We start from the raw sequence: 25312 nt of genomic DNA, 5'->3' as shown, positions 1-25312 counted from the left end.
TTGACTTTTAACAATAAAAATATATAATCAATAATGTTATGTATAATGTTATAGTAGCTGGTTCAACCGATTTTACAAGAGATTGTATCTTACAATTAATGGAATTAGATAATGTTAATCTTAATGGAGTAATAGCTCCCATAGATACCAAAAAAGATAGAAAGGGTAATATTATCAATTCTCCTGTAGTAGAAATTGCTTTAGATAAACATCTTAATCTTTTTCAGCCGGAGAGTATAAATAAAGATGACTTTTATAATACTTTATTAGATTTGGCTCCTGATTTTCTTATAATAGTAGCTTATGGTAAAATATTAAATAAGAGAACTTTATCATTACCAAAAATTATGCCGCTTAATATACATGGTTCTTTGTTACCTGTTCTTAGAGGGGCTAGTCCTGTAGAACATGCTTTGCTTTATGGTTTTGAAAAAAGCGGTACTACATTGCAGAAAATGGATATCAAATTAGATGAAGGTGATATTATTCTTCAACATGAGGTTAGTATAGATAAAAATTGGCAATTTAATGATTTATATGATAAAATAAAAGAAAGCGGAGTATATTTATTAAAAGAGTTTTTTAAAGATACTGATAAATATATATCTAGTATGATAAAGCAAGATGATTCTTTAGCTACTTATTGCAGTAAGATAAAAAAAGAGGATGGTAAACTTGATTTTTCAAAGGATGCTCTAAGTTTGCATAATATGACAAGGGCTTTTGTAAGATGGCCTACTGCTTATTGTTTTTACAAAAATATTTCTATAAAAGTTTTTAATAGTGAATATATATATAAATCAAATAGCAGTGATTTTGGTAAAATAGCAGATATTAATAATAATGGTATTTATATAGAGGCTCTTAATGGTTTATATGTAATAAAAGAACTTCAAAGAGAAGGTAAAAAAAGACAGACTGTTAAAGAGTTTTTATGCGGAAATAAATTAGCTGTAGGAGAATATTTTAATTAAAAATGGATAAAATAAAAGAATTTTTTAATAAATTACTATTCTTTATAAAAAAAATAATAAACAAAATTTTACCTGATGGTATAATCAGTGATCCTAAGTCATTTTTAGTATTTAAAAGATTAATACTTTTCGCTGTTTTTCTTTTTGTTTTACAAGGTATTGTTGTTACTTTAATAGTATTTATAGTTGTTAAATCTGGGGGAGAATCGTTTAATCTTCCAGATGTTCAAGGAAAAGAAATATTTGAAGCATTTAATTTGTTAGAAAAAGAGGGTATGAATCTCAATGTTCAAACACACTATTTTGATAATTACCCGTTAGGTACTATTGTAAGTCAGGAGCCTAAAAGCGGAGTAAAGGTTAAAAGAGGCAGAACAGTATATTTGGTAGTTAATGTTGCAGAGCAATCTCTTATAAAAATGCCGGATGTTACAGGTATGAAATATAATGAGGCTGTTAGTATAATCAGTAATAAAGTTTTAAATAGCATGACTAATGTAAATCTTTTACCTAGGGTAAATATATCTGATGATATGTACGAAAATGATGTGGTATTATCTCAAATTCCAGCAGCAGATGAAGTAGTTGGACTTAATAGTGAGATAATATTAACTGTTAATAAAAAAGAATCCAATATTCAATAGAATATATGATATGTTGTTGAATATGTAAAGAAACAATCTTTTTTTCCGAATATATATTGGAGAGTCTTACAGTGGAAAAGAAAGAATGTGAATTTTGCGGCAGCACTGAGTCTGAAGTTTATATAAAAACAGATTTAGTGAGCTATAATAAATGTTTAAATTGCGGGCTTATATATCAGTATCCTGTTTTAAGTCAGGAAGAAATAAATGATATATATAGCGATAATTATTTTGAGTATGAAGTAGCTAATCAGGAAAATTTTTTTAGTCTTATGAAGCTTGCTATGAAGGATATAGGTTTTGAAAAAATAGAAAGCAAACTTCCTAATAAAAATGTTCTTGATATAGGCTGTGCTACAGGTATGATGTTAAATTATTTAAAAACTAAAGGTTATAATGCACAAGGTATTGAAATATGTTCATCTTCGGCTGAGTATGCTAGAAAAAATTATGGTATAACAGTGCATGAAAAACCTTTGCTTGATGTCGGATTTGATAGTGAATATTTTTCTTTCATACATTTTTCGCATGTTATAGAACATGTTCCTAATCCGGCAGATACTATTAAAGAAATTTACAGAATACTTGCCAAAGGCGGATATTTAGCAATAACAACTCCAAATGCGGATGGTTTATTTGCTAAAAAATATGGGGGAGCTTGGAGGGCAGTAATGCCGCAGCATTTATGGCTATTTTCAAAGACTACATTGTCTAAATATATGGAAAGTATAGGTTTTAAGATAATCAGTGATTTTTCTTGGGGGTCTATACCTATAGAGAAAAAGCCCAATAAAATAATTAAAGCTTTTTTTGATAAATATGTTAAATTATTTAATATGGGTGATGTTATGCTTTTCTTATGTAAAAAAAGTTGAGTATACTGATTTGTTTTTTAAGGAGAATATATGGCTAAAGAAGTTGTAAATCAAACATTATCAATTGATCCAAATAATTATGAATTTTATTATGATAATCTTATAAATACAAGAGATATATACGATCAAATTGTAGATGTTGATAGCAATAATGATAGTTTATATAATGAATTGTTAAAAAATTATGTTCGTCCTGGAGATCCCGTATTAAAATCAATTTCAAAAAGAGAGGGTGTAAAAGCTAGTAAAAATATAAAATTTGATAAAATGACAGGTATTTATAAAAGTACCGTTTATGGGTATGTATTTTATGATGAGTTAAAATCAGTTTCTGTAATACCTGTTATCAATGTAGGAGATAAATGGAGAGGTGTAATGGTTCTTCCTCCTCAAAAACATTTGAAAAAGCAGCTTTCACTTGAGGAAATACAAGCTATTATAGCTGAAATGCCTATCAAATTAATGGTTAATTATGATAAAATAGCCGAACTTGTGGCACATAATTTGAAATATGATGAAGGGGTTATGTGTGTATTTGTAGAAGGCAGGAAGCCTATAGATGGTAATGTTCAAAAGGTTATACTTGATTATGATTTTACTTTGGACAGCGGAAAAGAGTCTGAAACAGGTTCTATAGACTTTAAAGAACGGGGATTTATACATAATATAGAAGCAGGAATTCAAATAGCTCATTTTATGGAAGAAAAACCTTCTATTGACGGACTTGATATATACGATGTTCTTATGGAAGCACATTATGATGATGATCCTTGCTATAAATTAGGAAAAAATATAGTCGTTGATGATGACGGTATTACTATTAGAAGCGGTATCAGAGGAATATTAAGCAATCATAATAGTACTTTATCAGTTAGTACGGTAGCTGAAATAGATAAAGTAGATTTATCAACAGGTAATATTGAAGTTAATGGTTCTCTTATTATTAGGGATAATGTTGCTCCGGGATTTTCTATAAAAACAGAGGGCGATATATATGTACATGGTAATATTGAAGATGCATATATAGAATGTGCAGGTAATTTGATAGTATCCGGAGGTATAATAGGAGGTCCTAATAGTACAATACATGTTAATGGAAAGATGTATTCTCAATTCATTAGAAATGCCAATATAATATGTAAAGGTGATGTATTGGCTCAGCAGCTTGTTAATGCCGAAATAGCGGGAAATGATAGAGTTATTGTATTGGAAGGCAAGGGTGTTATTATTGGAGGAAATGTTAAGGCTTTGAATGGGGTTTGGGCTAAAAGTATAGGTTCTATGAGTGAATCAAAAACTACTATTACAGTTGGAAGAGATGCTGAAGCTGATGCAGAGTTTAAAAATATTGTTGCAACAGTGAAAACCAACAAGGAAGAAATGAGTAAGATTAAATCCCTTTTAGGTACAGAGTATTTTAAAAATCCAAAAGCCTTTATAGAGAGAATACCGCCTAATAAAAGAGAGGGTATAAAAGATATACTTAAAAGAATTACAAATCTTGTAAGAGAAACGGCACAATTAGAGGCTAAAAGAGATGAAATGAGTGCAGAATTTGAAAAATTATACCATAGCAGTATTACTTCTATGGAAGGATTTTTCCCAGGAGTTACTATATATATTTCAAGTATGAGAAAATATATATCTAAAAAAATTTCAGGTACAGAGTATTTCTATTCAAAAGAGCTTAGAGATATATCTGAAAAAGCTCCTAAATTACTGCCTTTAGAAGAATATGATTTTCCTAGAGAAATAAAAAAGGATTAATCTTTTAATAGTTATATTTGTATATAATATAAAGAATAGATATGCATAAATAAAAATGCTTTATAATATATTCTAAGTATAGCTTATATAAAAAAGACAAGACTTTAGATAGATCTTGTCTTTTTTATAATCTATAATTTTTATATCGCACAAACAGGTGATTGTCTCACTCTTATTTTTACTGCACTTCCTTCACCGAATATTGAGTTCATATATTTTTTATATTCTTCAACTTTATTTACAGGTATTAAAGCCTGTATAGTTCCTGCAAATCCTCCTCCATGTACACGGCATGCACCTTCTCCTTCTAAGAAGTCTTTTGTAAGTGCAAGACCTAAAGCAACTCCCATATTTTTTGAGCTTGTAACAGAATAGCAGTTTTGTAAATACATAAAGCTTGAAAGTCCGGATTCATTCATAAGTTTTATGTATGTATTTATATCATCTTTTTTAAGTGCATTTATTTGATTAATTACTCTTTCATTTTCCTCTAAGAAGTGATAAGCTCTCATTATAGCTCTGTCTCCAACTTTAGCTCTTAATTTAGAAGCATTATCAATTAATTCTTTTTTAGTTATCTCTCGGCATACTTTTTTACCAAAATAATTAGCCACAGCATTCATTTCTTCTCTTATAGCAGCATATTCATTTGTAAGACCGCTATGATCTCCTTTGGCATCAACTATCATAAGAGCATAACCTTTACTTTCAAAATCATATTCAACTTTTTCTATTATAGGGTTTTCATTATTTTTAAAATCTATGGACATAATACCGCCTACAGAACAGCCCATTTGATCCATAAGTCCGCAAGGCTTTCCAAAATAAACATTTTCAGCATACTGACCTATTTTTGCTATATCAACTTTACTTATTTTATCATCATTGTATAATGCATTCTGTATTTCACCAATCAAAGATTCAAAGCTAGCTGAACTGCTTAATCCGCTTCCTATAAGCACTTTATTATTCAAAGTTACTGTGCATCCTCCTATATTGCATCCTTTATTTTTTATTCCGGCACAAACTCCTCTTGTTAAAGCATTAGATTTACCGTATTCTTCTTTATTTATTTCTAAATCATTAATATCTATAATGTCAGGAGTATTTGAATAATCAGTATAAACTATTATTTTATTATCATCTCTTTTTGAAACTACTGCCAGCTTATCTAAATTTATAGATGCTGTTAATACGCATCCGTTATTATGATCTGTATGATTACCGGATAACTCAGTTCTTCCTGAAGCACTAAAAACATATATTTCCTGAGTATTATCTATACTTTCAAAATGTTTTATTGTATCGCTTAATCTAGTATATGCTTCGGATATACTGTATGCATCATCTCCGTAAATGAAAGAAAATTTATCATTCATATTCTTTTCTTTTAATAGATCTTTTATTTGGCTGATATTATACATATTGAATCCTTGGTTTTTATGATGCTATTATGATATACAATTATATTAATTTTGTCAAAGAAAAAAATAAAAAATAAAAAAATAAAAATAATTTACAATATTATTATAAATTTACTAAATATTTACTTTTTATGTAAAAAAAATAATATTTTTTAATATTTTTAGTAAAAATTATTTACAAATATATAGACTTTTTAAAGAAAATATCATATACTATTATTATAATAATTGAGTTATTTATGGGAGTTATTTATGAAATTCATGCAAACTTTAAAGTTTAAAATGCCTTTTACTATCATATCATCTGTAGCTGTAATGCTTTTGATACTTATGATAGTAATAATATCTGCTTCAGCTGTATTTATAGAAAGAACGGCTTTAAGAGGTTTTCAGGAAACTGCAGATGGTTATAGAGATTTAGTTTCAGTGTGGTTAAATGATCAGAAGGATTTAACTTCTGTAATAGCCAAAGAATCTGAATTTTTAGATTATTTTAAAAATCCTAATGATTTGACTTTTATAATTGCTAAAACTGAATTAGAAGAGTTAGTTCAAGAGTTAGGTACATATGTTTCTTCACTTTCTTTATATGATTTAAATGGAAATCTTTTAACAGATAGTTCAAGCGGAAGTACTATACAAACTAATATATCAGATAGAAGTTTATGGGAAAGATTTATAAATACAGGGTATCAATATTCGATAGATGATGAGATAGAAGTTTCTCCTATTAATCAGGAGTATGTTATTAGTATATTAGCAGGGGTTATTGACTATACAGGAAAACCTGCTGGAGTTTTAGCAGCAGAATTAAAATGGAATAATTTTGCTAAAAAATATTTTTCTGAAATAACTATAGGAAAAACAGGAAATATTTATGTTGTAGATGAAGACGGAAAAAGAGTAGCTCATAAAGATGTTGAAAAAATCAATACTATATCTGAAGGTTCAAGAAATGCTTTACAGGCTGCATCTACTCATAAAAAAGGTTCTCTTCATTATGAAGATGATGGAGAAAAAGTTATGGTATTTTCAAGACTAGAAAATATAGATTGGATAATGTGTGTTACTATGCTTGACAGTGAATTTTATTCCGATAGAAATACACTTATAATGATAACTATCATATTAAGTATATTATTACTCTTTATTACATCATTCATAGTCGTGTTATATGTTAATAAAAATATATCAGGGGTTCTATCAAGAATAGCAAACGATTTAAATAGACTTGGAAATGGGGATTTAACTGTATCTGCACCAAGTAAATTCCTAACTAATAAATATAAAAATCATGAGTTTGGTATAATAGCCAACGGATTTAATAACACTATAGAAAAATTGAAAAATATAGTTACGAATATAATAGATTCTTCTAATAATATAGAATTAACTTCAAAAGAATTAGAAAGCGGAAATAATGATTTAGCTTTAAGAACTCAATCTCAGTCTTCATCATTAGAAGAGACTGCAAGTTCTATGGAGCAGATGTCTTCAAATATAAAAAATTCCGCTGAGAAATCAGTTATAGGAAATAATATGATGAATGATTCTAAAAGATCTGTAGAAGAAGCAGGACTTATAATAGACAGCACTACAAAAAGTATGGAAATGGTTTTTGAAGCAAGCAGAAAAATAACTAATATAACAAAATTAATAGAAGATATTGCTTTTCAAACTAATATATTGGCACTTAATGCTTCAGTAGAAGCAGCTCGTGCAGGAGAGCAGGGCAGAGGTTTCTCTGTTGTAGCTTCTGAGGTTAGAACATTAGCTCAAAATACACAAACTTCTGTTAAAGACATTACTGCTTTGATAGCAGATTCTGATGAGAAGATAAAGATAGCTACAGAAGCGGCTAGAAAATCTCAGGAAATATTTACTGATATAAAAGATAAAATAGAAAATACCGCAAGTATAATGAAAGATATTTCTACAACAGCAGTAGAACAGCAAAGCGGAGTTGAGCAGGTTAATCAGGCGGTACTAAAAATGGATGCAAGCACACAGGAAAATGCTAGTTTAGTGGAGCAGTCAAAAGAAGCTAGTATAACTTTAAGCAGCGAAGCACAGAAATTAATAGATGCTGTAAGTTATTTCAAATTGTAAAACTCTATAATATTAAAATTATATTTTGAATGGGCTTGAGAAATCAGGCTCATTTTTTTATTTAATAAATATTCTTAATTTAAATGAATTAATTTTCATTATAATCTATATATCCTCTTTCTTCCAATAATTTCTTTGTTCGTTTATCCCAATTTTTATCATCGCTTATAATAGATACATATTTCAATCTAGGAGCTGTTTCTTTTGAAAGCATATCTATATTAAAGCATTTTATATTTTCTAATATTAGAGTCCTTATTCTAGTATGATTTAATATAGAGTCCATATTTTCAAGACTCCTTAGATTAGTTAAAATAACTTTTGTTAAATTTTCTAAATTACTTAAATTAGGAATTTCTTTTAATGATGGTATATTATTTAATTCCAATGTTTTAAGTGTTTTCATTTCAGATATAAAATTAAAAGATCTTATATTTTTTCCTTTTTCAATATAAAGCTCTTCTAATTCAGGAAGTTTTTTAGGCATTTCTTCTTCATGAGAAACTCCTGTAAGAATGGCTATTTTTTTCAAATTAGGATTTTTATCAAAAGATTCCATTCTAAATATACCGGCACCTATTTCTCTTATAGTGCTTCTCATAGATAAATAAACATCTTGTTTTAAAGTAAGTCCGTTTTCTATGTACATACTTTCCAAATTTACTATATTATCGAGAGGCTTTAATTCCATATCTTTAGGTAAATCACCGTATAGATGCAGACTTCTTAAATTGATAAGTTTAGAAAATATTGATATATTTTTCAATGGATATTTAAGCGATGCATGATATATAAGATTTCTCATTTCAGGCAAAGCTGTAAGCAAATCATTACCGCTTATATTATTTTTATTACTTTCATTTTTTTCCGATGATATATTCACAAAGAAATCTTCTCTAGTTTTTAAAAGTTCATTAAGCATATTAATATTTTCTTTTTTTATTCCTATATCATCTATAAAAAGAATATGCCTTTCTTTTGAAAGTCCTAAATCAAAAATAGCTTGATTATCTAATTCTGATATTTTTATTTTTTTCATCATAATTATTTACCGTATTCAAAAATATAAACTATTATAATACAGGAGCTATAATTCTGCAAGCTGAATTTCTAAGTCTTACAAGCATTGACTGTTTGGAATACTCCTCTATAGTTACTTTATGAGAATTAAGTATATCTTTTTTAAATATATCCTCAAATTTTTTAGCAATATCAATATCATATATAACTGCATTCATTTCATAATGTAAATAAAAACTTCTTATATCCATATTACAAGTACCGCATGATACTATTCTTCCATCCATAACACAGAATTTACTATGCAGAAAACCTTTTTCATATAAATAAATGTTTACTCCAGCATTGAGCAAAGGTTCAAAATATGTCTGAGCCACCCACCAAGGAATTAATTTATCAGGCTTTCCTGTTATCATAAGATTTACATCTACTTCAGATAATGCCGCATTTTCTAAAGTTCTTAAAAAACCGTCATCAGGTACAAAATAAGGACTTTCTATATAAATACTTTCTTTAGCCTCTTCTATCATTTTGGAGTAGACTTTCTGTATGCTGTCCCACTTTGAGTCTGCTCCTGAAGTTATTATTTGAACAGGAAGAAATTTATCAGTAAATGATTGCGGAAATAGATCTTTTCTTATAATTGAGACTTTTTCTTCGTTTAAATCTTTATCAGCATATTTTATTTTTTTGAAGTGTTTATGTTTATATTCTTCTATATTATAGATTTCTAAGTCTCTTCCTCCGGCATTATACCAATCACATACAAAAACATTCTGTATGAGATTGCATGAATCTCCTACTATTCTCATATGAACATCTTTCCAAGAATTAAAATGTTTTCCTCCGTCTATATATTCCTGCCCTAGATTCATTCCGCCCATATAAGCTACTACGCCATCAACTACAACGATTTTTCTATGATTTCTATAATTAACAAATCTAGTCCATAATATAGAAAAAGGATCATGATAATATAAAAATTTTATACCATTTGCTTTTAACTCTCTTCTGTATTTTCTGCTTATTCTTTTTAATGATCCTACACCGTCGAATATAAGTCTAATTTCAACTCCTTCTTTTGCTTTTTTTATTAGAACATCTTTTATTCTATTTCCAAGCTTATCGCTTCTCCATATAAAATATTCCATGTGTATCGTTTTTTCTGCCAATTTCAAATCCTGAATTATGGCATCAAAAAGTTTATCTCCTTCATCAAAGACATAAACTTCATTTTGAACTGTTATAGGAGAGTAGCCGCTTTTTATTGCAAGCTTAACTAAATTTATATTTTTGCTGTAATTGCCCTGCATATTGTCAAGTATTTTTATTTGTTCTTTCAGAAGCGAAGAAAAATAATTTTTTATCATATCTTCAGGAAGTTTAGCAGAAATTTTCTTTTTTGATTTTTTCCAATCCATACCAAGAAATATATAGAATATTACTCCAATATAAGGCAGAAATACTAAAACGGTTAGCCAAGCTATAAATGAGTATGGAGGTCTATTTTCAAGAAGCATTTTTATAGCTATAGAGACCACATACAAGAAAAATATAATAGTTAATGTATAAAATACCATATTTACCAATACTATTTTCAGTTTATTACTCTCAATAATAAAATAGAAAATAATAAAAGTCAATCAATTAATATTAACATAATAATAAATTTTATTAAAGTACTTGACAAAAATCATTAGTAAGTTAAAATAAAATCACTTCCGAAAATATTTGTAATGAAGGGCGTTGGTTTTTGGCAGCAAAAACTGACACTCTTTTTTTTATTTAGTAGGAAAATAATAAAAAAGTGTTTATATGAATAAAAAAACTAAACCTCAGAAACAAAAAGAATACGGCAGAGAACCTAAAAAAAAGAAATTTAAAAAAGAGAAATCAATTAAGAAAATAGATAATAATATAATAGATGAAGCTGTATTGTTTAATGGTATAAAAGATGTTTTAGAGGAAAATAATATATATCTTCTTGATTTGAAGGTAAGAGCTATTTCTGATAATAAAAAAGTATATGCTGTTATCTTTAAGAATAAAGAAAGTGTATCTCATACTCATTGTATAGAAACTACAAGAAGGATTCAGGATTGCATAAAGGCTAATGGTTATGATGAGGGAGATTATACTATAACAGTTTCTTCTGCGGGGTTCAGATGGAAGTTTAATGACAGATATGAATTATTTGAAGATATGCCTATAAAAATAAAATATAAAAGCGGCGATGAGTTTATTACTGCTTATGCAATGCTGAAAAAGGTTGAAGATGACTGTATTATAATAACTGTAACTGATGAAGATAATGTTATTAATGAAAAAAATATAAAAATATTAAAAAAAGATATCATAAAAGCAAGATTAAATTGTTAATATTGATATACTATAAACATGTTTAATAATAAAAATAAAAAAATGGAGAGTCAAAATGTTTGAAAATGTTGGAACTTATTTACAGCAGCTTTCTGATGAAAAAGATATTAGTGTAGAGCTTTTGAAAGAGGTTATAGCATCTACTATGGAATTAGCTTTGAAGAAAAAATATGGCGATGATATAAAATTTCATATTCATTTTGACAATAAGAATAATCCTACTGTATATAAAGGTGCCAGCGTTGTAGAAGAAGTTAGAAATAAAAATAAAGAAATATCTTTGGAAGATGCTAAGAAATTAGATCAGGATATTAATTTGGGTGATGAGGTATTAATACTTGTAGATCAGGTTGAAGCATTTGGAAGAATAGAGAGTACAGTAGCTAGAACAGCATTTTTTCAAAAAATTTCTGAATTAGAAAAAAATATTATATACAATGAATTTAAAAGAAGAGAAAATCAGCTTGTAAACGGATATTTTCAGAGAGAACATAGAGGAACTATTTATATAAATTTAGGAAAAACAGAAGGTGAATTACAGAAAAAAGATCAGTCTCCTAGAGAACATTATACATCAGGCGATAGAATAAGAGCCTATATATATAAAGTACAGGGCGGTAAAGATGAAAAAGGCAAGGAAATACCTACTAAAATACTGCTTACTAGAACAAAACCTGATTTTATCAAAAAATTATTTGAACTTGAAATACCAGAGATAGCTGATGGTACTATAGAGATTAAAAATGTAGTAAGGCAGCCGGGTTTAAAAATAAAAGTTGCTGTTTCTTCTAATAAGCCTGAAGTAGATCCTATAGGAGCTTGTATAGGTCAGAAAGGTATTCGTATACAGTCTATTATTAAAGAAATAGAAGGTGAAAAGATAGATGTTGTAAAATGGTCTAAGGACATAAGAGAATATATTGCTGAGGCTATAACTCCTGCTAAGCCAATACGAATTATTATTACGGATCCTGAAAAAAAGGAAGCTATGATTATTATACCAGATGAGCAGCTTTCTTTAGCATTGGGAAAAAGCGGTTATAATGTGAAATTAGCTTCTCAGCTTACAGGATATTATTTTGATATAAAAACTGAAACAGATATAAAAGAAAATCCGGAATTATTAAAAGATATAGTTCCTCTAAATCAAATATTCTCAGATAATACAGAAGAAATTGAGTCTGCTGATGAAGAATTAGAAAATACTGAAGTATTTGAAAGTAATTTGTATTCATTGCAGGGCATTAATGAAGCAATTATAAAAACGCTTATAGATAATAATATCAATTCTATAGAAGAATTATATAATATGTCGGCTGAAGACATTATAGAAAAAACTAATCTTGAAAAAGAAATTGTAGATAATTTAATGCTTGTAATGAAAGATGTTGTTGAGGTTGTAGAGGCTTCAGATGATGAATATGAAACTACTTCCGAAGAGGTTGTTGAGGAAATTGAAGTTTATGAATGCCCTAATTGCGGATCAAGTATTACAGAAGATATGACTAAATGTCCTAAATGCGGAATTGAGCTTTCTTTTGAATAATTGAGTTATTTATATGAAATGCAGTGTTTGCTATAGTAATAATTATACTGAAATAGGTATTATAAAAAATATATGGGATAGTGATAAAAAAGTTTATCAGTGTAATGACTGCAAATTATATTATATTGAGCCGCCTACTGAAGATGAAATGAATAATTTATATAAAAATGAATATCATAAATATTGGCTGTACCATAATGGAAATAATAAAATAAAAAATAAAATATTTGAATATGCTAAATTTAGAATTCGTTATTCAAGAAGTTTGTCTCAATTTAAATTTGTAAATTATTTATTTAATGATATTAAAAATAAGCATAATATTAAGGTCTGTGAAATAGGTGCTTTTGACGGACTTTTATTAAAAATATTTAAAGATAATGGTTTTAGTGTCTATGGATATGAACTTAATGATTATGCTAGAAACTATGCTGAAAATAAATATAGTATAAAATTAGAATCAGATTTTTTGAGCAGTAATGAAAAATATGATATTATAATGCTTTCGCATGTTTTAGAGCATTTTGTTAGTCCTAGAGATATATTACTAAAAATAAAATCTATGCTTAATGACAATGGATATCTATATATAGAAGTTCCTAATTCTCCTATGCGGGAAGAAGTTGATAATGATATATTAATTGATTGTTTGACTACGGAACATACTGTTAATTTTAATCCATATAATTTAAAAATGTTATTAGAAAGTGTTAAATTTGAAATAGTAGATATTAAATATAGTAATTATAATGTTGATAAAGATAATATTAGTTTAAAAGCTGATATATTAAAGGGCAATATGACGAGTTTAAAAAATATTGTACCATTTTCTATATTTGGTATAAAGACATTCATCTTTCCAAGTTTATCATTTGTTAATTATGATTGTGAAAAAACTAAATGGAGTTATGGAGAAAATATTAGGCTTATAGCTAAAAATGTTTGTTAATTTTGTATTATAATTACTAATTTCAAAAGTTATAAAACCAACTATTATTGATTATAAAAGAGAAATATATTAAAAAAATTAAAAATTTAAAAAATTATATAAAAATTCATTATTATCTTTGACTTTATGCATATAATTTTCTATATTATTTATAAAGAAGATTATAAATTTTATAAAGGTTATTATAATGAAAAATAAATTAATGATAAAGTTCTTAGCTCCTTTCATAATATTTCTTTTGATTTTATTTATAGGTATATATATTCTTTATAAGCCCTTATATAAATCCAGATTTTTAAGAGAGAAGAATCTTCAATCATTAGAGGCAAAGACTAGAACGGAAGGTTATGTTGAAGGATTGAAAAATACTATTTATGTTATGGATGCATATTTATCATCTAATCCTAATTGGGTGGAGTTTGGTAATTTTATAACTAATGTTCAGAAACTTAATGAAGGGTATTTGAATGTATATTTTGGAAATACTACTCCATATCCTCAAGGCGGAGTTTTTATTAATACATTAGAAGTTTATCCGCTTACTTATGATCAAACTTCAAGAGATTGGTATAAAGATTCTGTTGCAACTAATAATATAATGATTAGCGATCCTTATATAGATTTTGCAGTAAATAAACTTACTATTACATTTGCAAAGGCTGTTTATACTAATGGGGCTTTAAAAGGTGTATGTGCTATAGATTTTGCTAATATAAATACTATATCTGAGAGTATAAAGAAAAATTTTGAAGATGAAATTTATATAGTTTCAGATAATGGTATTTTTATGACGCATGACAATAAAGATTATATATTAAATGAAACTAATAATTTATTTACATATCCTATATTTGCTGATTTTAAAAATAATTTATCATCGCATATAGGGGATTTAGATATAATAGATAATGAATGGTATACTATTAAAAAAACAGATAATGCTCCTTGGATATTAGTATTCAAAGGAAGTGCTGAAATGTTTTATTCTCAATTTAGGTTTCTTATGATAAGTTTGTTTCTATGTATATTATTTCTTATAATTTTAGAATTTCTTTTAGTTGCTAGAATAGTAATACCATTATCAAATAATCTATATCATGCTATTACAGTAATGACATTAATGCAAGATGGAAGATTTGACAGTCAATTTGATGATAAAGATTTAAAAAGAAAAGATGTTGCCGGCGTTTTGGCAAATTCAATCAATGATATGCAGAATATAATGCATACTATTGTTTCTGAATTAAAAGAAAATATATCATTAATTAACAATTCATCAGAAAAAATATCAATGGGCATAGATAATTTATCAGACAGAACATCTTCTCAAGCTGCGGCTGTTGAAGAAATAACTAGTTCTGTAGAAAACCTGCTTTCAGCCATTTCTAATACTTCAAAAAACTCTTATAATGCTAAGAATATGAGTTCTAAAGTTACTGAATCCACTCAAAATGGAGTAGCGGCAGTTAATGAAATATCAAATAATATGAATGAAATTTCAGAATCTAGTAAGGAAATATCAAATATTACAAAACTAATACAATCAATAGCTTTCCAAACTAATATATTAGCACTTAATGCAGCAGTAGAGGCGGCTCGTGCTGGTGAACAGGGAAGAGGATTTGCTGTAGTAGCTTCAGAAATAAGAAGTTTAGCTCAAAATGTTAATGAAGCTGCCGGCAATATTACAAATATTATAGAAAATACTGTATCTAAAATAGAGATTGGTGATGAATCTGTAAAAAGATCTTTGGATATACTTGTGGAAATAGAAAATTCCGCCAAAGAAGTTTCTGATATACTAGTCAATATATATGAATCTACATCAGAAGAAGAAGAGAGTGTAAGACAGATTAATACATCTATGAATGAATTAAATAAAATCACTCAGGAAAATGCTGAATTAGTTAATGACAGTTCATTGCTCGGAAAAGATGTTGTAAATGGAACTAATAATTTATATTCTGAATTAGAATATTTTAAATTAGACAATAATTTTAAATAAATAAAATAGAAAGAGTATACTTATAATAAAAAGTATACTCTTTTTTATTAGATTGTTTCTTAATTATATTTTTAAACTTTTGATGATTTCGCAAACTTTATCTATTTCAGCCATACTTATATCTCTATGAGTAACAAATCTTATTTTATAATCACCAAAAGAACTTGCTTTGATTCCTTTTTCTAAAAGTTTTAGCAATATTTCTGATGATGATTTTTCTGTATCTGCTATTACAATATTAGTTTCTACATTTTCTAAATTAAGAGTTCCCATTCCAGAATCAAGTATTGCTTTTGCTATTTTTTTTGCTTTTTGATGATCTTCCTCTAATGACGGTATATTATTTTCTAAAGCATATATTCCTGCAGCAGCCATAAGTCCTATTTGTCTCATTCCACCTCCTATTAATTTTCTTATTCTAAATGCTTCATCAATAAAATCCTTATTAGAGCATATCATAGCACCCATAGGAGCACCTAAGCCTTTAGATAAACAGAAAGTTATTGAATCAGTATTTGAAGCTATTTCTTTTACAGATACTTTGCTTGCTATAGATGCATTGAAAACTCTTGCCCCGTCCATATGAAGATGAACATTTTTTAATTTAGTGAAATCATGCAATTCTTTTAATATTTCTATAGGATAAACAGAACCTCCATGTCTGTTATGAGTATTTTCTACTTCTACTATATTAACAGATGACATATAATAAGGCTGTTCTTTTAAATAATCTTTAATAATATCTTTAGTTAATATTCCTCTTTCAGCTTTAACAGGTAATGGTATTATATCAGCCAAAGATGAAACACCTCCAAGTTCATAATGTATTATATGAGACTCTTCTTCTAAAAGTACCTGTCTAGTTTTTCTTCCTAATATCATCATAGGTATTAAATTACCCATAGTACCGCTTGAAACGAATATTGCTTTTTCTTTTCCTGTTATATCACAAGCAATTTCCTGAAGTTTATTTACTGTAGGATCTTCCATATAAACATCATCACCGCATTCTGCATTGTATATTGCTTTACGCATTTCTTCGCTTGGTTTTGTAATAGTATCGCTTCTTAAGTCATAAATTTCCATTTTAATTGCTCCGTATATTAAAAAAATATTTTAATGCAATAATTCTAATTCTTTTTTTGTAAATTACAACTATTAAAAAATAATTGAAAAATTTATAATTTTATCTATAATAATTTATTATTTTATAATTTTTTATATTAAGGATAAATAATCTATGATAAAAAGATATACTAGAAAAGAAATGGGAGAACTTTGGAGCTTACAAAATGAGTTTCAGGTTATGCTTGATGTTGAAATTGCTGCTTGTGAGGCTATGGCTGAAATAGGAGAGATTCCTCATGAGGCAGTAAAAAATATTAAAGAAAAAGCAACTTTTACAGTAGAGAGAATTGCCGAAATAGAAAAAGAAACTAATCATGATATAATTTCATTTGTAACTGCCGTTCAGGAAAATGTAGGAGAAGGAGGACAGTATATACATAAAGGTTTAACTTCAAGCGATGTTAAAGATACTGCATTGGCTGTAATGATGAAAAGATCTGCTGAGATAATACTTGATGATTTGAAAAGATTATCAGAGGTTTTATTAAGAAGAGCAAAAGAACATAAATATACTCCTTGTATAGGAAGAACACATGGTATACATGCTGAGCCTATGACATTAGGATTAAAATTTATATTATGGTATGATGAAAATGAAAGAAATATAAAAAGGGTAGAGGAAGCTAAAAAACAGGTTTCTGTAGGTAAACTATCAGGAGCAGTAGGTACTTATAGTAATATTGATCCTAGAATAGAAGAGATTGTTTGTAAAAAGCTAGGAATAGAAGCTGATAAAGTCTCTACTCAGATAATTCAAAGAGATAGGCATGCACAGTACCTTACTACATTGGCAATAGTGGCTAGTTCATTAGAAAAATTTGCTACAGAAATCAGAAATTTGCAGAGAACAGATATAAGAGAAGCAGAGGAATATTTCAGCGAAAAACAAAAAGGTTCATCAGCCATGCCTCATAAAAGAAATCCTATAACTTGCGAGAGAATATCTGGACTAGCAAGAATTGTAAGAGGTAATGCATTGGCTTCTATGGAAGACATTACACTTTGGCATGAAAGAGATATAAGCCATTCATCTGTAGAACGTGTTATACTTCCAGATTCTACTATTGCCGTTGATTATGCTATTAATAAATTTATTGATATAGTAGATAAACTTTTAATATATCCAGAGGCTATGAAGGCTAATATTGAAAAAACAGGCGGTTTGATATTCAGTCAAAGAATATTGATAAGTTTAGTTAATAAAGGCATTGACAGAGATAATGCCTATAGATGGGTGCAGAGAAATGCAATGAAAAGATGGCTAAATAATGAAGACTTCAGAGAGAATGTCCATAAAGATGAAGATATTACAAAATATTTAAGCTCGCAGGAAATTGATGACTGCTTTGATTATGCATACTATTTAAGAAATATTGATGTTATAATGAAAAGGTTTGGAATATAATTTTAATTAAATAAAAGAATGATAATTGATTATAAAATAATTAGTTATCATTCTTTTTTATTGCATTAATTTTAATAATTATACTCGTTTCAAAACATATTAATAAATTATTTTATATATAAAAATAATATAACCTAAAACATTTATTTAGTTTTTAAATAACTCTATTTTATAATTGATTATAGTAAATAAATTTCTACTCAATTATAATCTTATTTAGCACTTTTATTTTTATTATATTTTTTATTCAGAACTCTTGAGAAGCAATCTAAATTATAATCAGCAAAATCCTGTTTATCTTTCATATAGTAAGCAAGCCCTGCAACCATAGCCGCGTTATCGGTTGTATATTTTAAAGCAGGAAGATAACATTCAAAGTCTTTAGAGTTTCCAAATCTATCTCTCAAATAACTATTGCATGCTACTCCTCCAGATAATGTAACTCTTTTTATACCGCTTTTTTCAGCATATTTTAAAGTCTTAATATATAGAGGTTCTATTGCACTTATTTGAAAAGCTGCCGCTATATTTTCATTAGTTGCTTCGTATCCTTCTTTAAGATATTTTTTTGTAGAGTAAACGCATGCTGTTTTAAGTCCGCTATATGAAAAATTAAATTCATCTATGCCATTTAATAATACAATAGGATATTTTATTGCTTCTTTGTTTCCTTCTTTAGCTAATCTGTCTATTATAGGTCCGCCCGGATATCCTAGATTTAAAAATTTTGAAACTTTATCATAAGCCTCTCCAACAGCATCATCTAAAGTAGTGCCTATAACTTTATATTCACCGTAATCATGAACTTCTGTTATTATAGTATGTCCTCCGGATACTACTAACGCTATATAAGGAAACTCTATATCATTTGTAAGGTGAGGAGAATAAATATGTGCTGCTATATGATCCAAGGCTAGTAATGGTTTATTTAAGGAAAATGCCAATGATTTTGCACTTGCCACCCCTACAAGCAGGGAACCTAACAACCCCGGTCTGTTAGTAACGGCAAATAAATCTATATCATTTAAAGTAGTGTCTGCATCTTTTAATGCCTTATCTATGACATATAGTATAGCTTCTAAATGTTTTCTTGCCGCAATTTCAGGAACTACTCCCTGAAATTCTTTGTGGGCATCTATTGATGAGCTTAATACTGAAGAAAGTACATTTTTTCCATCTTCAACTATAGCCGCAGAAGTATCATCGCATGAAGTATCTATACCTAATATTTTCATCTTATCTCCGATATTAATTTTATCTTAAAGTATAATATATTTTTTTATATTATTTGTAAATAGTATATTTTTTAATTATCTTTATAATTTATTTTTATAAGCTTCAAATCTGCTGATATCATAAAAAGACAAGGCAGAAGAATCAATGTTAAAAGTGCTGAAAATAAAAGTCCGTAAGCCATAGCCATAACCATAGGTACGATTAAATCGGCACTTCCTCCTATACCATAAACAGTTGGAAGGAGTCCGAATATTGTAGTTACAGTTGTAAGAAATATGGCTCTGAATCTGTCTCCTGCACCTTCCACAACGGCATTTAATACATCTTGTTTGTTATGTATATTGCCTCCTTCAAGTATTCTGTTTATTAAATCAACCATTATAATACCATTATTCACAACAATTCCTGCAAGCCCAACTATACCAACAGCACCTACAAATGACATAGGCATTCTATGGGCTGCAAATCCAAGTATAACGCCGATTATTCCAAAAGGTATTATACCAAGTATCATAAAAGGCTGAACGAATTTATTAAACTGAAGCAGAAGTATTACATATATAGCTATTATGGCAATTAAATATCCCCATGCAATACCTATTATAGATCCTCTAGTTTCTTTTACCTCTCCTGCAAACTCTACGCTTATATTAGGATAATCTTTAGATATAGAATTAAAATAGTCCTGCATTGCATAAGTTACTTGTATGGCAGTATTTTTTCCCTGTTCAAGATCTGCAGTCATAGTTATAGATTTTTTACCGTTATAGTGTCTTATGCTTGACTGATTGTTTGTGATATATATATGTGCTATATCTTTTAATTGTATGAGTCTGTTATATGTATTCGGTATATAAAGATTATTAAGTACATTAGTGTCATAAGTATATTTTTTATCTAATCTTACTCTGAAGTCTAATTTATTTTCAAACTGCTGAATTGAAGTGGCTACTATTCCAGCATAAGCCGCTCTTAATTCTCTTGCTGCATAAGCTACATTAACTCCAAGTTCTGACATTCTGTCATAATCAAATATTACTCTCAATTCTTCCTGTCCTATTTTATCATCATCATCGTAATTAACCACTCCATTTAAACTTAAAAGATGCTCTTTCATTTTATCTTTTACTTCTTTAACCATAGCAGTGTCATTTCCTATTATCTTTATATCAACTGCTTTTCCGGGATTTATAGGAAGTTTAGTATTTACTGTGATTAATGATAATTCATCTTTTATTGTGCTTTTTTCTATAGCCGCATTTAAATCATCTGCTATATCATAAGCTATCTTTTCTCTGTTATTAGCAGGTACTAAATATATCATAATACCGGCAAGATTATCCATCTCTTCCGATACTTCTACAGTATTTTTATCTAATTGCTTTCCAAGTAAACTGTATACTGCTACTATATCATTGGTATTTATTGTTTCATATATAATATTTTCTACTTGCTGAAGATATTTTTCTGTTTTGTATATAGAACTTCCAACACCTGTATCGATATTAACTACTATAACATCAGCACTTGTATCATAAATTAAAGTAAACTTAGAAAATATTACTTTTGCTATTAAAAGAGTAATGAACAATGTAACTATAAAAAATATAAGAACAATATACCTAAACTTTAATGTAAATCTTAAAAACTTAACAAAAGGAATTTTTAATTTATCAAATAATTTATCTTTATCAAAATCAAGCGGATTTTTAAAATTAAATCTTTTTCTTTTATGTTCGCCTGTTAGTTCTTCTTTAGTGATTAAGTTATTTGGAAGAAGCAAAACAGCCTGAAAAATACTCACTACTAATGCCACAATAACAACTCTAGGATACTGATTAATTAATCTTCCCATAGTACCTGTAACAAATATTATAGGAGCAAATGATGCAACTGTTGTGAGAGTAGAAACAAGCATAGGCATAAATACTTCTCCTACAGCATTTTTTGTAGCTTCAAGACCTCTTATACCTCTTTGATGATAGTTAAAAATATTTTCTGACACTACTATAGAATTGTCCACTATCATACCAAGTACGGTTATGATTCCTCCGAGAGATATTATATTGAAAGTAATTCCAGAATATGTCATATAAATAAGTGAAACTGATATAACTATAAGCATTCCAAGCGAAGTGAATACTGCACTCTTAAAATCCAGAAATATTATAAGTATTATAAATATGATGATAAAACCTGTTATAATATTTGAAGAAACTGCATTAAGCAAGTCTGTAATAGTTCTTGAGTTATCAGCCATAGGAACTATTTCTATATTGCTTGGAATGGTAGATTTATTTTTTTCAAAATATTGATTAACATTATCAATAGTTTTTAATATATCAGCATCTTCTTTTTTTATTATATTTATAGAGTATCCATGCTTACTATTAACTCTCATATACACACTTTTATCGACGAATAATTCTTCAACTCTTGCAATATCTCCAATTCTTACAGGCTGTCCGTTAAATATAGAACGCACTATAACATTTGTAATAGATAAAGGGTCTTGAAATTGCCCTGTAGTAACAAGAAGTTTATTTTTATCTTCTAAGTTATCACTTTCCGAAGGCTTCATACTTCCGCTTGTAGAGCGTATATTTCTTAAAGATAATGCCTGTATGATTTCGGTTAATGAAGTATAGTATTCTCTTAATTTATAAGGATCAGCTAGTATTTGTATTTCTGGGTCTGTTCTTCCGTATACTTCTATATTTGCAACTCCGTCTACATATTTTAATTCTTTTTCGAACCTTTTTGATATATCATAAAGTTCTTGTTCGCTTCCTTCCTGTCCTTCTTTAAATCTTATACCCAAATTGTATATAGGCATTCTGTTTGCATTGGCTTCAAAAATTTTGATTTCTGAAACATCTTTTGATACATTAGGAGCATTCTGAAGTCTTCTAAATATTTCATCTTTTACAGGTCTTGAATCTTTTAAATTCATATCTATTCTTATAGTAAGTATTCCTGCATTTTCTATTATTATAGAATAAAACTCATCAATACCAGCTATAGTCTGAAGCTCATCTTCTATTGGTATCATAGCATATTGTTCAACATCTTCTGGAGAAGCTCCAGGGTATATAACCTGCACTATCATAACATCAAAGTTTGTAGATGGAAATGCCTCTTTTTTTATATTAAGATAAGAGTATATTCCAACTGCTAAAGTTATTAAAATGATTACATTAACTAATAATCTGTTTTTTGCAAATAGTTCTATAATTTTATTCATATATTATTTTTCCAACACAAAATTAATTTATTATTGTTTTTTTTAATAAAACTAATAATTCGCTAATTACTAAGAAGCACCAGAGAATTATAGTCCATTACAGTACTTATTATCATATATTCAAGATTTAAAAGCTCTGCTCTTGCCTGTGCTAAATCAAGCCTAGCATTTATTATCTCATCTATAGGTAAACGCCCCTGTCTGAATTTGGCATTTTGAGTATTTATTCTTGATACTATAGCATTAACTTCTAATTTTTTGTTTTCAAGCATTTTTTTATACGCTTCAAACTCATCATAATAAGTACCTATCTGCACATCAAAATCCCTATTCACTCTGTCAAAGTCAGCAGTAACAGCATTCAAAGCAGCATAAGCATCTTCCATTTTAGCTTTGGCATCTCGTCCGCCTATAGGATAAGAAAACATAAGACCTACAAAATAATCAACATTTGTCATAGTAGAAAAAGATTTAAAATACCCGCTGTCGTCCAAACTTGATAATGATACGCTTCCTACTATTGATAAGTCCGGCAATGCATTATTTTTCATTATAGAGAGTGCATATTCGCTTCTTAGTTTTAATTGATAAGCCATTTGTCCCTGAGCACTTTCTAAAAAAGGCACTATATCCACTTTGGCATTAATAGAAGTTTCAAGAGTCTGAGTCCAATCATCTTCGTTTGGTATAATATTCTCTTCTGGTATGAAGAACTTTATATTTCTTATAATTTTTTTTAGCATCAATTCTGATTTATCTTTTGCTTCTATATATTTCAAAGTTTGTCTTCTTGCATTCTGATATGAGTCATTATCTATAACTCCGCTTGAATATCTTCTATATACCTGATTTTCAAAACTTCTTGCTTCTCTAATCATCGCATCATACAAAGCTATTAATTTTCTTGCCATTATCCATTGATAATATATTTTCTGATAAGAGGTTAATACGCTGTTATCATCTATCATTCTTTTTAACTTAGCTATAGTAAGCTGATATTCTGCATCTTTAATTGGGTATCTGTCTAGTTTTCCGAAAAAGTCTCTAAGTATTGGCTGAGCTATTTGTATTCTTATGCTTGGAGAATAGTATTTAAAATCATTGGTACTCATATTCGGCAATTTGCCATTTACTGTACCAAATGGAGTATCTACAGGAAGAGAAATATCTCCTGTTTTGAAATCACCAAAAAAACTGTCATGCTTAATTTCTACAGACCATCTAGTTCCTGAGTAGGGTATAAGTCCGCTGAAACCTGCACCTATTCTAAAACCATTATAACTAAAATCTGATGTTGGTAAAAAACTATATTCATCAAAATGACTTTGCTTTCCTATAGCACCAGCCTGCAAATCGAACTTTACATCGCCTGAGCTTTTTGCTTTAGTTAAATTATTATATGCATTACTTTCTTGAGATGCTGTTAATTTCATCTCTGGTATTAAGATTTTTATTCTCTCCATGTATTGAGTATATGGAAGTACTATATTGTTATTAGTTTGAGCAAAAATAAAAAAATTAAAAAAAACTGACTGTAAAATAATAATATATATCAATTTCCTTAACACTTTATAACACCTATTAAAAATATTGTATACATTTTATTATTTTTAGTTTTTTTATCAAGTACAATAAAATTACTATTGTATGATAAACTACATTTTTAATTTTTTGTAAATTATATATATTTTAATTTTTTTATATAAACATCTTAATATATTATACAATAGTTTTTATGATTTGAATTTTTATCAATATATTCTTATTTATATAAATACTTAATGATATTTATATACTAAAACAATAAATTATACAACATATAAAACATTATTTTTATAATTTATAAATTACTAAATTTTATACATAATCTTTTCAAGTAGTATTGAAATAAGTCTAAAACTAATTTTATTTATACTAGCCTTAGGAAGTACACTAATGCAATAATATTTATTATATAAAAATTGCAAAACATTTTTATTATAAACTTTATTTTTATTGAAATATATGGCATACTTTATACATGAAAAATGATAAAAAAGATTTAAGAATTATAAAAACTCAAAAACTTTTAAAAGAATCCTTACTTGAACTTTTAAAAAGCAATTCATTAAAAGATATAAGCGTAACAGAGATATGCGAACATGCACTAGTAAATAGAGTTACATTTTATGATCATTTTAATAATAAAGAAGAACTTTTAAATTCTATTATAGATGATATAAAAGAGGATATCATAAAAGAATTAAGAAAGGATAACTCTATATACGATTTTAGAAAGAACTATAGAAAAATATTAGAAAAAGTTATTAATTACTTCGATGATAATAAACAATATTTTAATATATCATTAATAGACTATAATAATACATCATTATTTATTTCATCATTATACAAAATATTCATAGACTACTTAGATGAAACTATGAAAGGTGATGATATTGAAAAAACAAAAATTATGTCGCAGTTTTTTTCTGGTGCTTTAGTTTCTGTAATACTTCGCTGGGTTAAAGATGACAATAATAAAAAAATAAAAAAAGAGGATTTACTAAATAATATATGTGAATTATTGGATAAATCTCTTAAATAAAATATAGTTTACATAATATT

At 27.8% G+C, this 25312-nt stretch carries 18 protein-coding genes; 11 read left to right on the top strand and 7 right to left on the bottom strand.

The window, feature by feature from the left end:
• The first annotated feature begins 38 nt into the window (after positions 1-38).
• The 4 genes from fmt to BFL38_RS02000 all read left to right on the top strand — a co-directional run bounded on the left by fmt (position 39) and on the right by BFL38_RS02000 (position 4260).
• Positions 39-974 (top strand): methionyl-tRNA formyltransferase, encoded by a 936-nt coding sequence (gene fmt / locus BFL38_RS02015; RefSeq protein ID WP_069725491.1) that lies wholly within the window; start codon positions 39-41, stop codon positions 972-974.
• Positions 975-976: 2 nt separating this feature from the next.
• Positions 977-1618, top strand: coding sequence for a PASTA domain-containing protein (locus BFL38_RS02010; protein ID WP_069725490.1), 642 nt, complete (start codon positions 977-979; stop codon positions 1616-1618).
• Between the two features lie 71 nt (positions 1619-1689).
• Positions 1690-2493, top strand: a complete 804-nt coding sequence (locus BFL38_RS02005) for a class I SAM-dependent methyltransferase (RefSeq protein WP_069725489.1) — start codon at positions 1690-1692, stop codon at positions 2491-2493.
• Positions 2494-2523: 30 nt separating this feature from the next.
• Complete coding sequence (locus BFL38_RS02000; RefSeq protein WP_069725488.1) at positions 2524-4260, top strand: flagellar assembly protein A; 1737 nt, start codon at positions 2524-2526, stop codon at positions 4258-4260.
• Positions 4261-4400: 140 nt separating this feature from the next.
• On the opposite strand, the gene BFL38_RS01995 is transcribed toward BFL38_RS02000, so the two are convergent.
• Positions 4401-5684 carry a galactokinase gene (locus BFL38_RS01995; protein WP_069725487.1) on the bottom strand — a complete coding sequence of 428 codons (1284 nt, stop codon included), beginning with the start codon at positions 5682-5684 and terminating at the stop codon, positions 4401-4403.
• A 252-nt stretch (positions 5685-5936) separates the two neighbouring features.
• Between BFL38_RS01995 and BFL38_RS01990 the strand changes: the two genes are divergently transcribed.
• Complete coding sequence (locus BFL38_RS01990) at positions 5937-7793, top strand: methyl-accepting chemotaxis protein (protein WP_069725486.1); 1857 nt, start codon at positions 5937-5939, stop codon at positions 7791-7793.
• Between the two features lie 88 nt (positions 7794-7881).
• On the opposite strand, the gene BFL38_RS01985 is transcribed toward BFL38_RS01990, so the two are convergent.
• The gene (locus BFL38_RS01985; RefSeq protein ID WP_176720533.1) at positions 7882-8835 is read right to left on the bottom strand and encodes a leucine-rich repeat domain-containing protein; all 954 of its coding nucleotides are present in this window, start codon (positions 8833-8835) and stop codon (positions 7882-7884) included.
• A 31-nt stretch (positions 8836-8866) separates the two neighbouring features.
• Positions 8867-10393 carry a phospholipase D-like domain-containing protein gene (locus tag BFL38_RS01980; RefSeq protein WP_069725485.1) on the bottom strand — a complete coding sequence of 509 codons (1527 nt, stop codon included), beginning with the start codon at positions 10391-10393 and terminating at the stop codon, positions 8867-8869.
• Positions 10394-10628: 235 nt separating this feature from the next.
• Between BFL38_RS01980 and BFL38_RS01975 the strand changes: the two genes are divergently transcribed.
• The 4 genes from BFL38_RS01975 to BFL38_RS01960 all read left to right on the top strand — a co-directional run bounded on the left by BFL38_RS01975 (position 10629) and on the right by BFL38_RS01960 (position 15692).
• Entirely contained in the window at positions 10629-11192 is a 564-nt protein-coding gene (locus tag BFL38_RS01975; protein WP_069725484.1) for an LSm family protein, read from the top strand.
• Between the two features lie 55 nt (positions 11193-11247).
• Positions 11248-12738 (top strand): transcription termination factor NusA, encoded by a 1491-nt coding sequence (nusA, locus tag BFL38_RS01970; protein ID WP_069725483.1) that lies wholly within the window; start codon positions 11248-11250, stop codon positions 12736-12738.
• Positions 12739-12751: 13 nt separating this feature from the next.
• Entirely contained in the window at positions 12752-13687 is a 936-nt protein-coding gene (locus tag BFL38_RS01965; RefSeq protein WP_069725482.1) for a class I SAM-dependent methyltransferase, read from the top strand.
• Between the two features lie 187 nt (positions 13688-13874).
• Entirely contained in the window at positions 13875-15692 is a 1818-nt protein-coding gene (locus BFL38_RS01960; protein ID WP_069725481.1) for a methyl-accepting chemotaxis protein, read from the top strand.
• Positions 15693-15755: 63 nt separating this feature from the next.
• Here BFL38_RS01960 and BFL38_RS01955 read toward each other — a convergent pair whose 3' ends face one another.
• The gene (locus tag BFL38_RS01955; RefSeq protein ID WP_069725480.1) at positions 15756-16778 is read right to left on the bottom strand and encodes a threonine aldolase family protein; all 1023 of its coding nucleotides are present in this window, start codon (positions 16776-16778) and stop codon (positions 15756-15758) included.
• Positions 16779-16932: 154 nt separating this feature from the next.
• Here BFL38_RS01955 and purB point away from each other — a divergent pair, with 154 nt between their 5' ends.
• Complete coding sequence (purB, locus tag BFL38_RS01950; protein ID WP_008729345.1) at positions 16933-18225, top strand: adenylosuccinate lyase; 1293 nt, start codon at positions 16933-16935, stop codon at positions 18223-18225.
• Between the two features lie 212 nt (positions 18226-18437).
• Here purB and tsaD read toward each other — a convergent pair whose 3' ends face one another.
• The 3 genes from tsaD to BFL38_RS01935 all read right to left on the bottom strand — a co-directional run bounded on the left by tsaD (position 18438) and on the right by BFL38_RS01935 (position 24273).
• Positions 18438-19460, bottom strand: coding sequence for a tRNA (adenosine(37)-N6)-threonylcarbamoyltransferase complex transferase subunit TsaD (gene tsaD / locus BFL38_RS01945; RefSeq protein WP_069725479.1), 1023 nt, complete (start codon positions 19458-19460; stop codon positions 18438-18440).
• Between the two features lie 71 nt (positions 19461-19531).
• Positions 19532-22705 (bottom strand): efflux RND transporter permease subunit, encoded by a 3174-nt coding sequence (locus tag BFL38_RS01940; RefSeq protein WP_069725478.1) that lies wholly within the window; start codon positions 22703-22705, stop codon positions 19532-19534.
• Between the two features lie 62 nt (positions 22706-22767).
• On the bottom strand, positions 22768-24273 hold the full coding sequence (locus tag BFL38_RS01935; protein WP_069725477.1) for a TolC family protein: 1506 nt from the start codon (positions 24271-24273) through the stop codon (positions 22768-22770).
• A gap of 452 nt (positions 24274-24725) precedes the next feature.
• On the opposite strand from BFL38_RS01935, the gene BFL38_RS01930 reads away from it, so the two are divergent.
• A complete protein-coding gene (locus BFL38_RS01930; RefSeq protein WP_069725476.1) occupies positions 24726-25292 on the top strand; it encodes a TetR/AcrR family transcriptional regulator in 567 nt (188 codons plus the stop codon).
• Positions 25293-25312: the final 20 nt, after the last annotated feature.

Origin of the sequence: Brachyspira hampsonii (assembly GCF_001746205.1) — a bacterium.
Taxonomy (GTDB): domain Bacteria; phylum Spirochaetota; class Brachyspiria; order Brachyspirales; family Brachyspiraceae; genus Brachyspira; species Brachyspira hampsonii_B.
The sequence above is the reverse complement of the archived record's forward strand: the minus strand, read 5'-3'. Positions and strand labels throughout refer to the sequence as shown.

Excerpts from the sequence above, each read along its gene's own strand:
- fmt (WP_069725491.1), top strand. The coding sequence starts at position 39 with ATGTATAATGTTATAGTAGCTGGTTCAACCGATTTTACAAGAGATTGT.
- BFL38_RS02010 (WP_069725490.1), top strand. The coding sequence starts at position 977 with ATGGATAAAATAAAAGAATTTTTTAATAAATTACTATTCTTTATAAAA.
- BFL38_RS02000 (WP_069725488.1), top strand. The coding sequence starts at position 2,524 with ATGGCTAAAGAAGTTGTAAATCAAACATTATCAATTGATCCAAATAAT.
- BFL38_RS01995 (WP_069725487.1), bottom strand. The coding sequence starts at position 5,684 with ATGTATAATATCAGCCAAATAAAAGATCTATTAAAAGAAAAGAATATG.
- BFL38_RS01990 (WP_069725486.1), top strand. The coding sequence starts at position 5,937 with ATGAAATTCATGCAAACTTTAAAGTTTAAAATGCCTTTTACTATCATA.
- BFL38_RS01985 (WP_176720533.1), bottom strand. The coding sequence starts at position 8,835 with ATGATGAAAAAAATAAAAATATCAGAATTAGATAATCAAGCTATTTTT.
- BFL38_RS01980 (WP_069725485.1), bottom strand. The coding sequence starts at position 10,393 with ATGGTATTTTATACATTAACTATTATATTTTTCTTGTATGTGGTCTCT.
- BFL38_RS01975 (WP_069725484.1), top strand. The coding sequence starts at position 10,629 with ATGAATAAAAAAACTAAACCTCAGAAACAAAAAGAATACGGCAGAGAA.
- nusA (WP_069725483.1), top strand. The coding sequence starts at position 11,248 with ATGTTTGAAAATGTTGGAACTTATTTACAGCAGCTTTCTGATGAAAAA.
- BFL38_RS01965 (WP_069725482.1), top strand. The coding sequence starts at position 12,752 with ATGAAATGCAGTGTTTGCTATAGTAATAATTATACTGAAATAGGTATT.
- BFL38_RS01960 (WP_069725481.1), top strand. The coding sequence starts at position 13,875 with ATGAAAAATAAATTAATGATAAAGTTCTTAGCTCCTTTCATAATATTT.
- BFL38_RS01955 (WP_069725480.1), bottom strand. The coding sequence starts at position 16,778 with ATGGAAATTTATGACTTAAGAAGCGATACTATTACAAAACCAAGCGAA.
- purB (WP_008729345.1), top strand. The coding sequence starts at position 16,933 with ATGATAAAAAGATATACTAGAAAAGAAATGGGAGAACTTTGGAGCTTA.
- tsaD (WP_069725479.1), bottom strand. The coding sequence starts at position 19,460 with ATGAAAATATTAGGTATAGATACTTCATGCGATGATACTTCTGCGGCT.
- BFL38_RS01940 (WP_069725478.1), bottom strand. The coding sequence starts at position 22,705 with ATGAATAAAATTATAGAACTATTTGCAAAAAACAGATTATTAGTTAAT.
- BFL38_RS01930 (WP_069725476.1), top strand. The coding sequence starts at position 24,726 with ATGAAAAATGATAAAAAAGATTTAAGAATTATAAAAACTCAAAAACTT.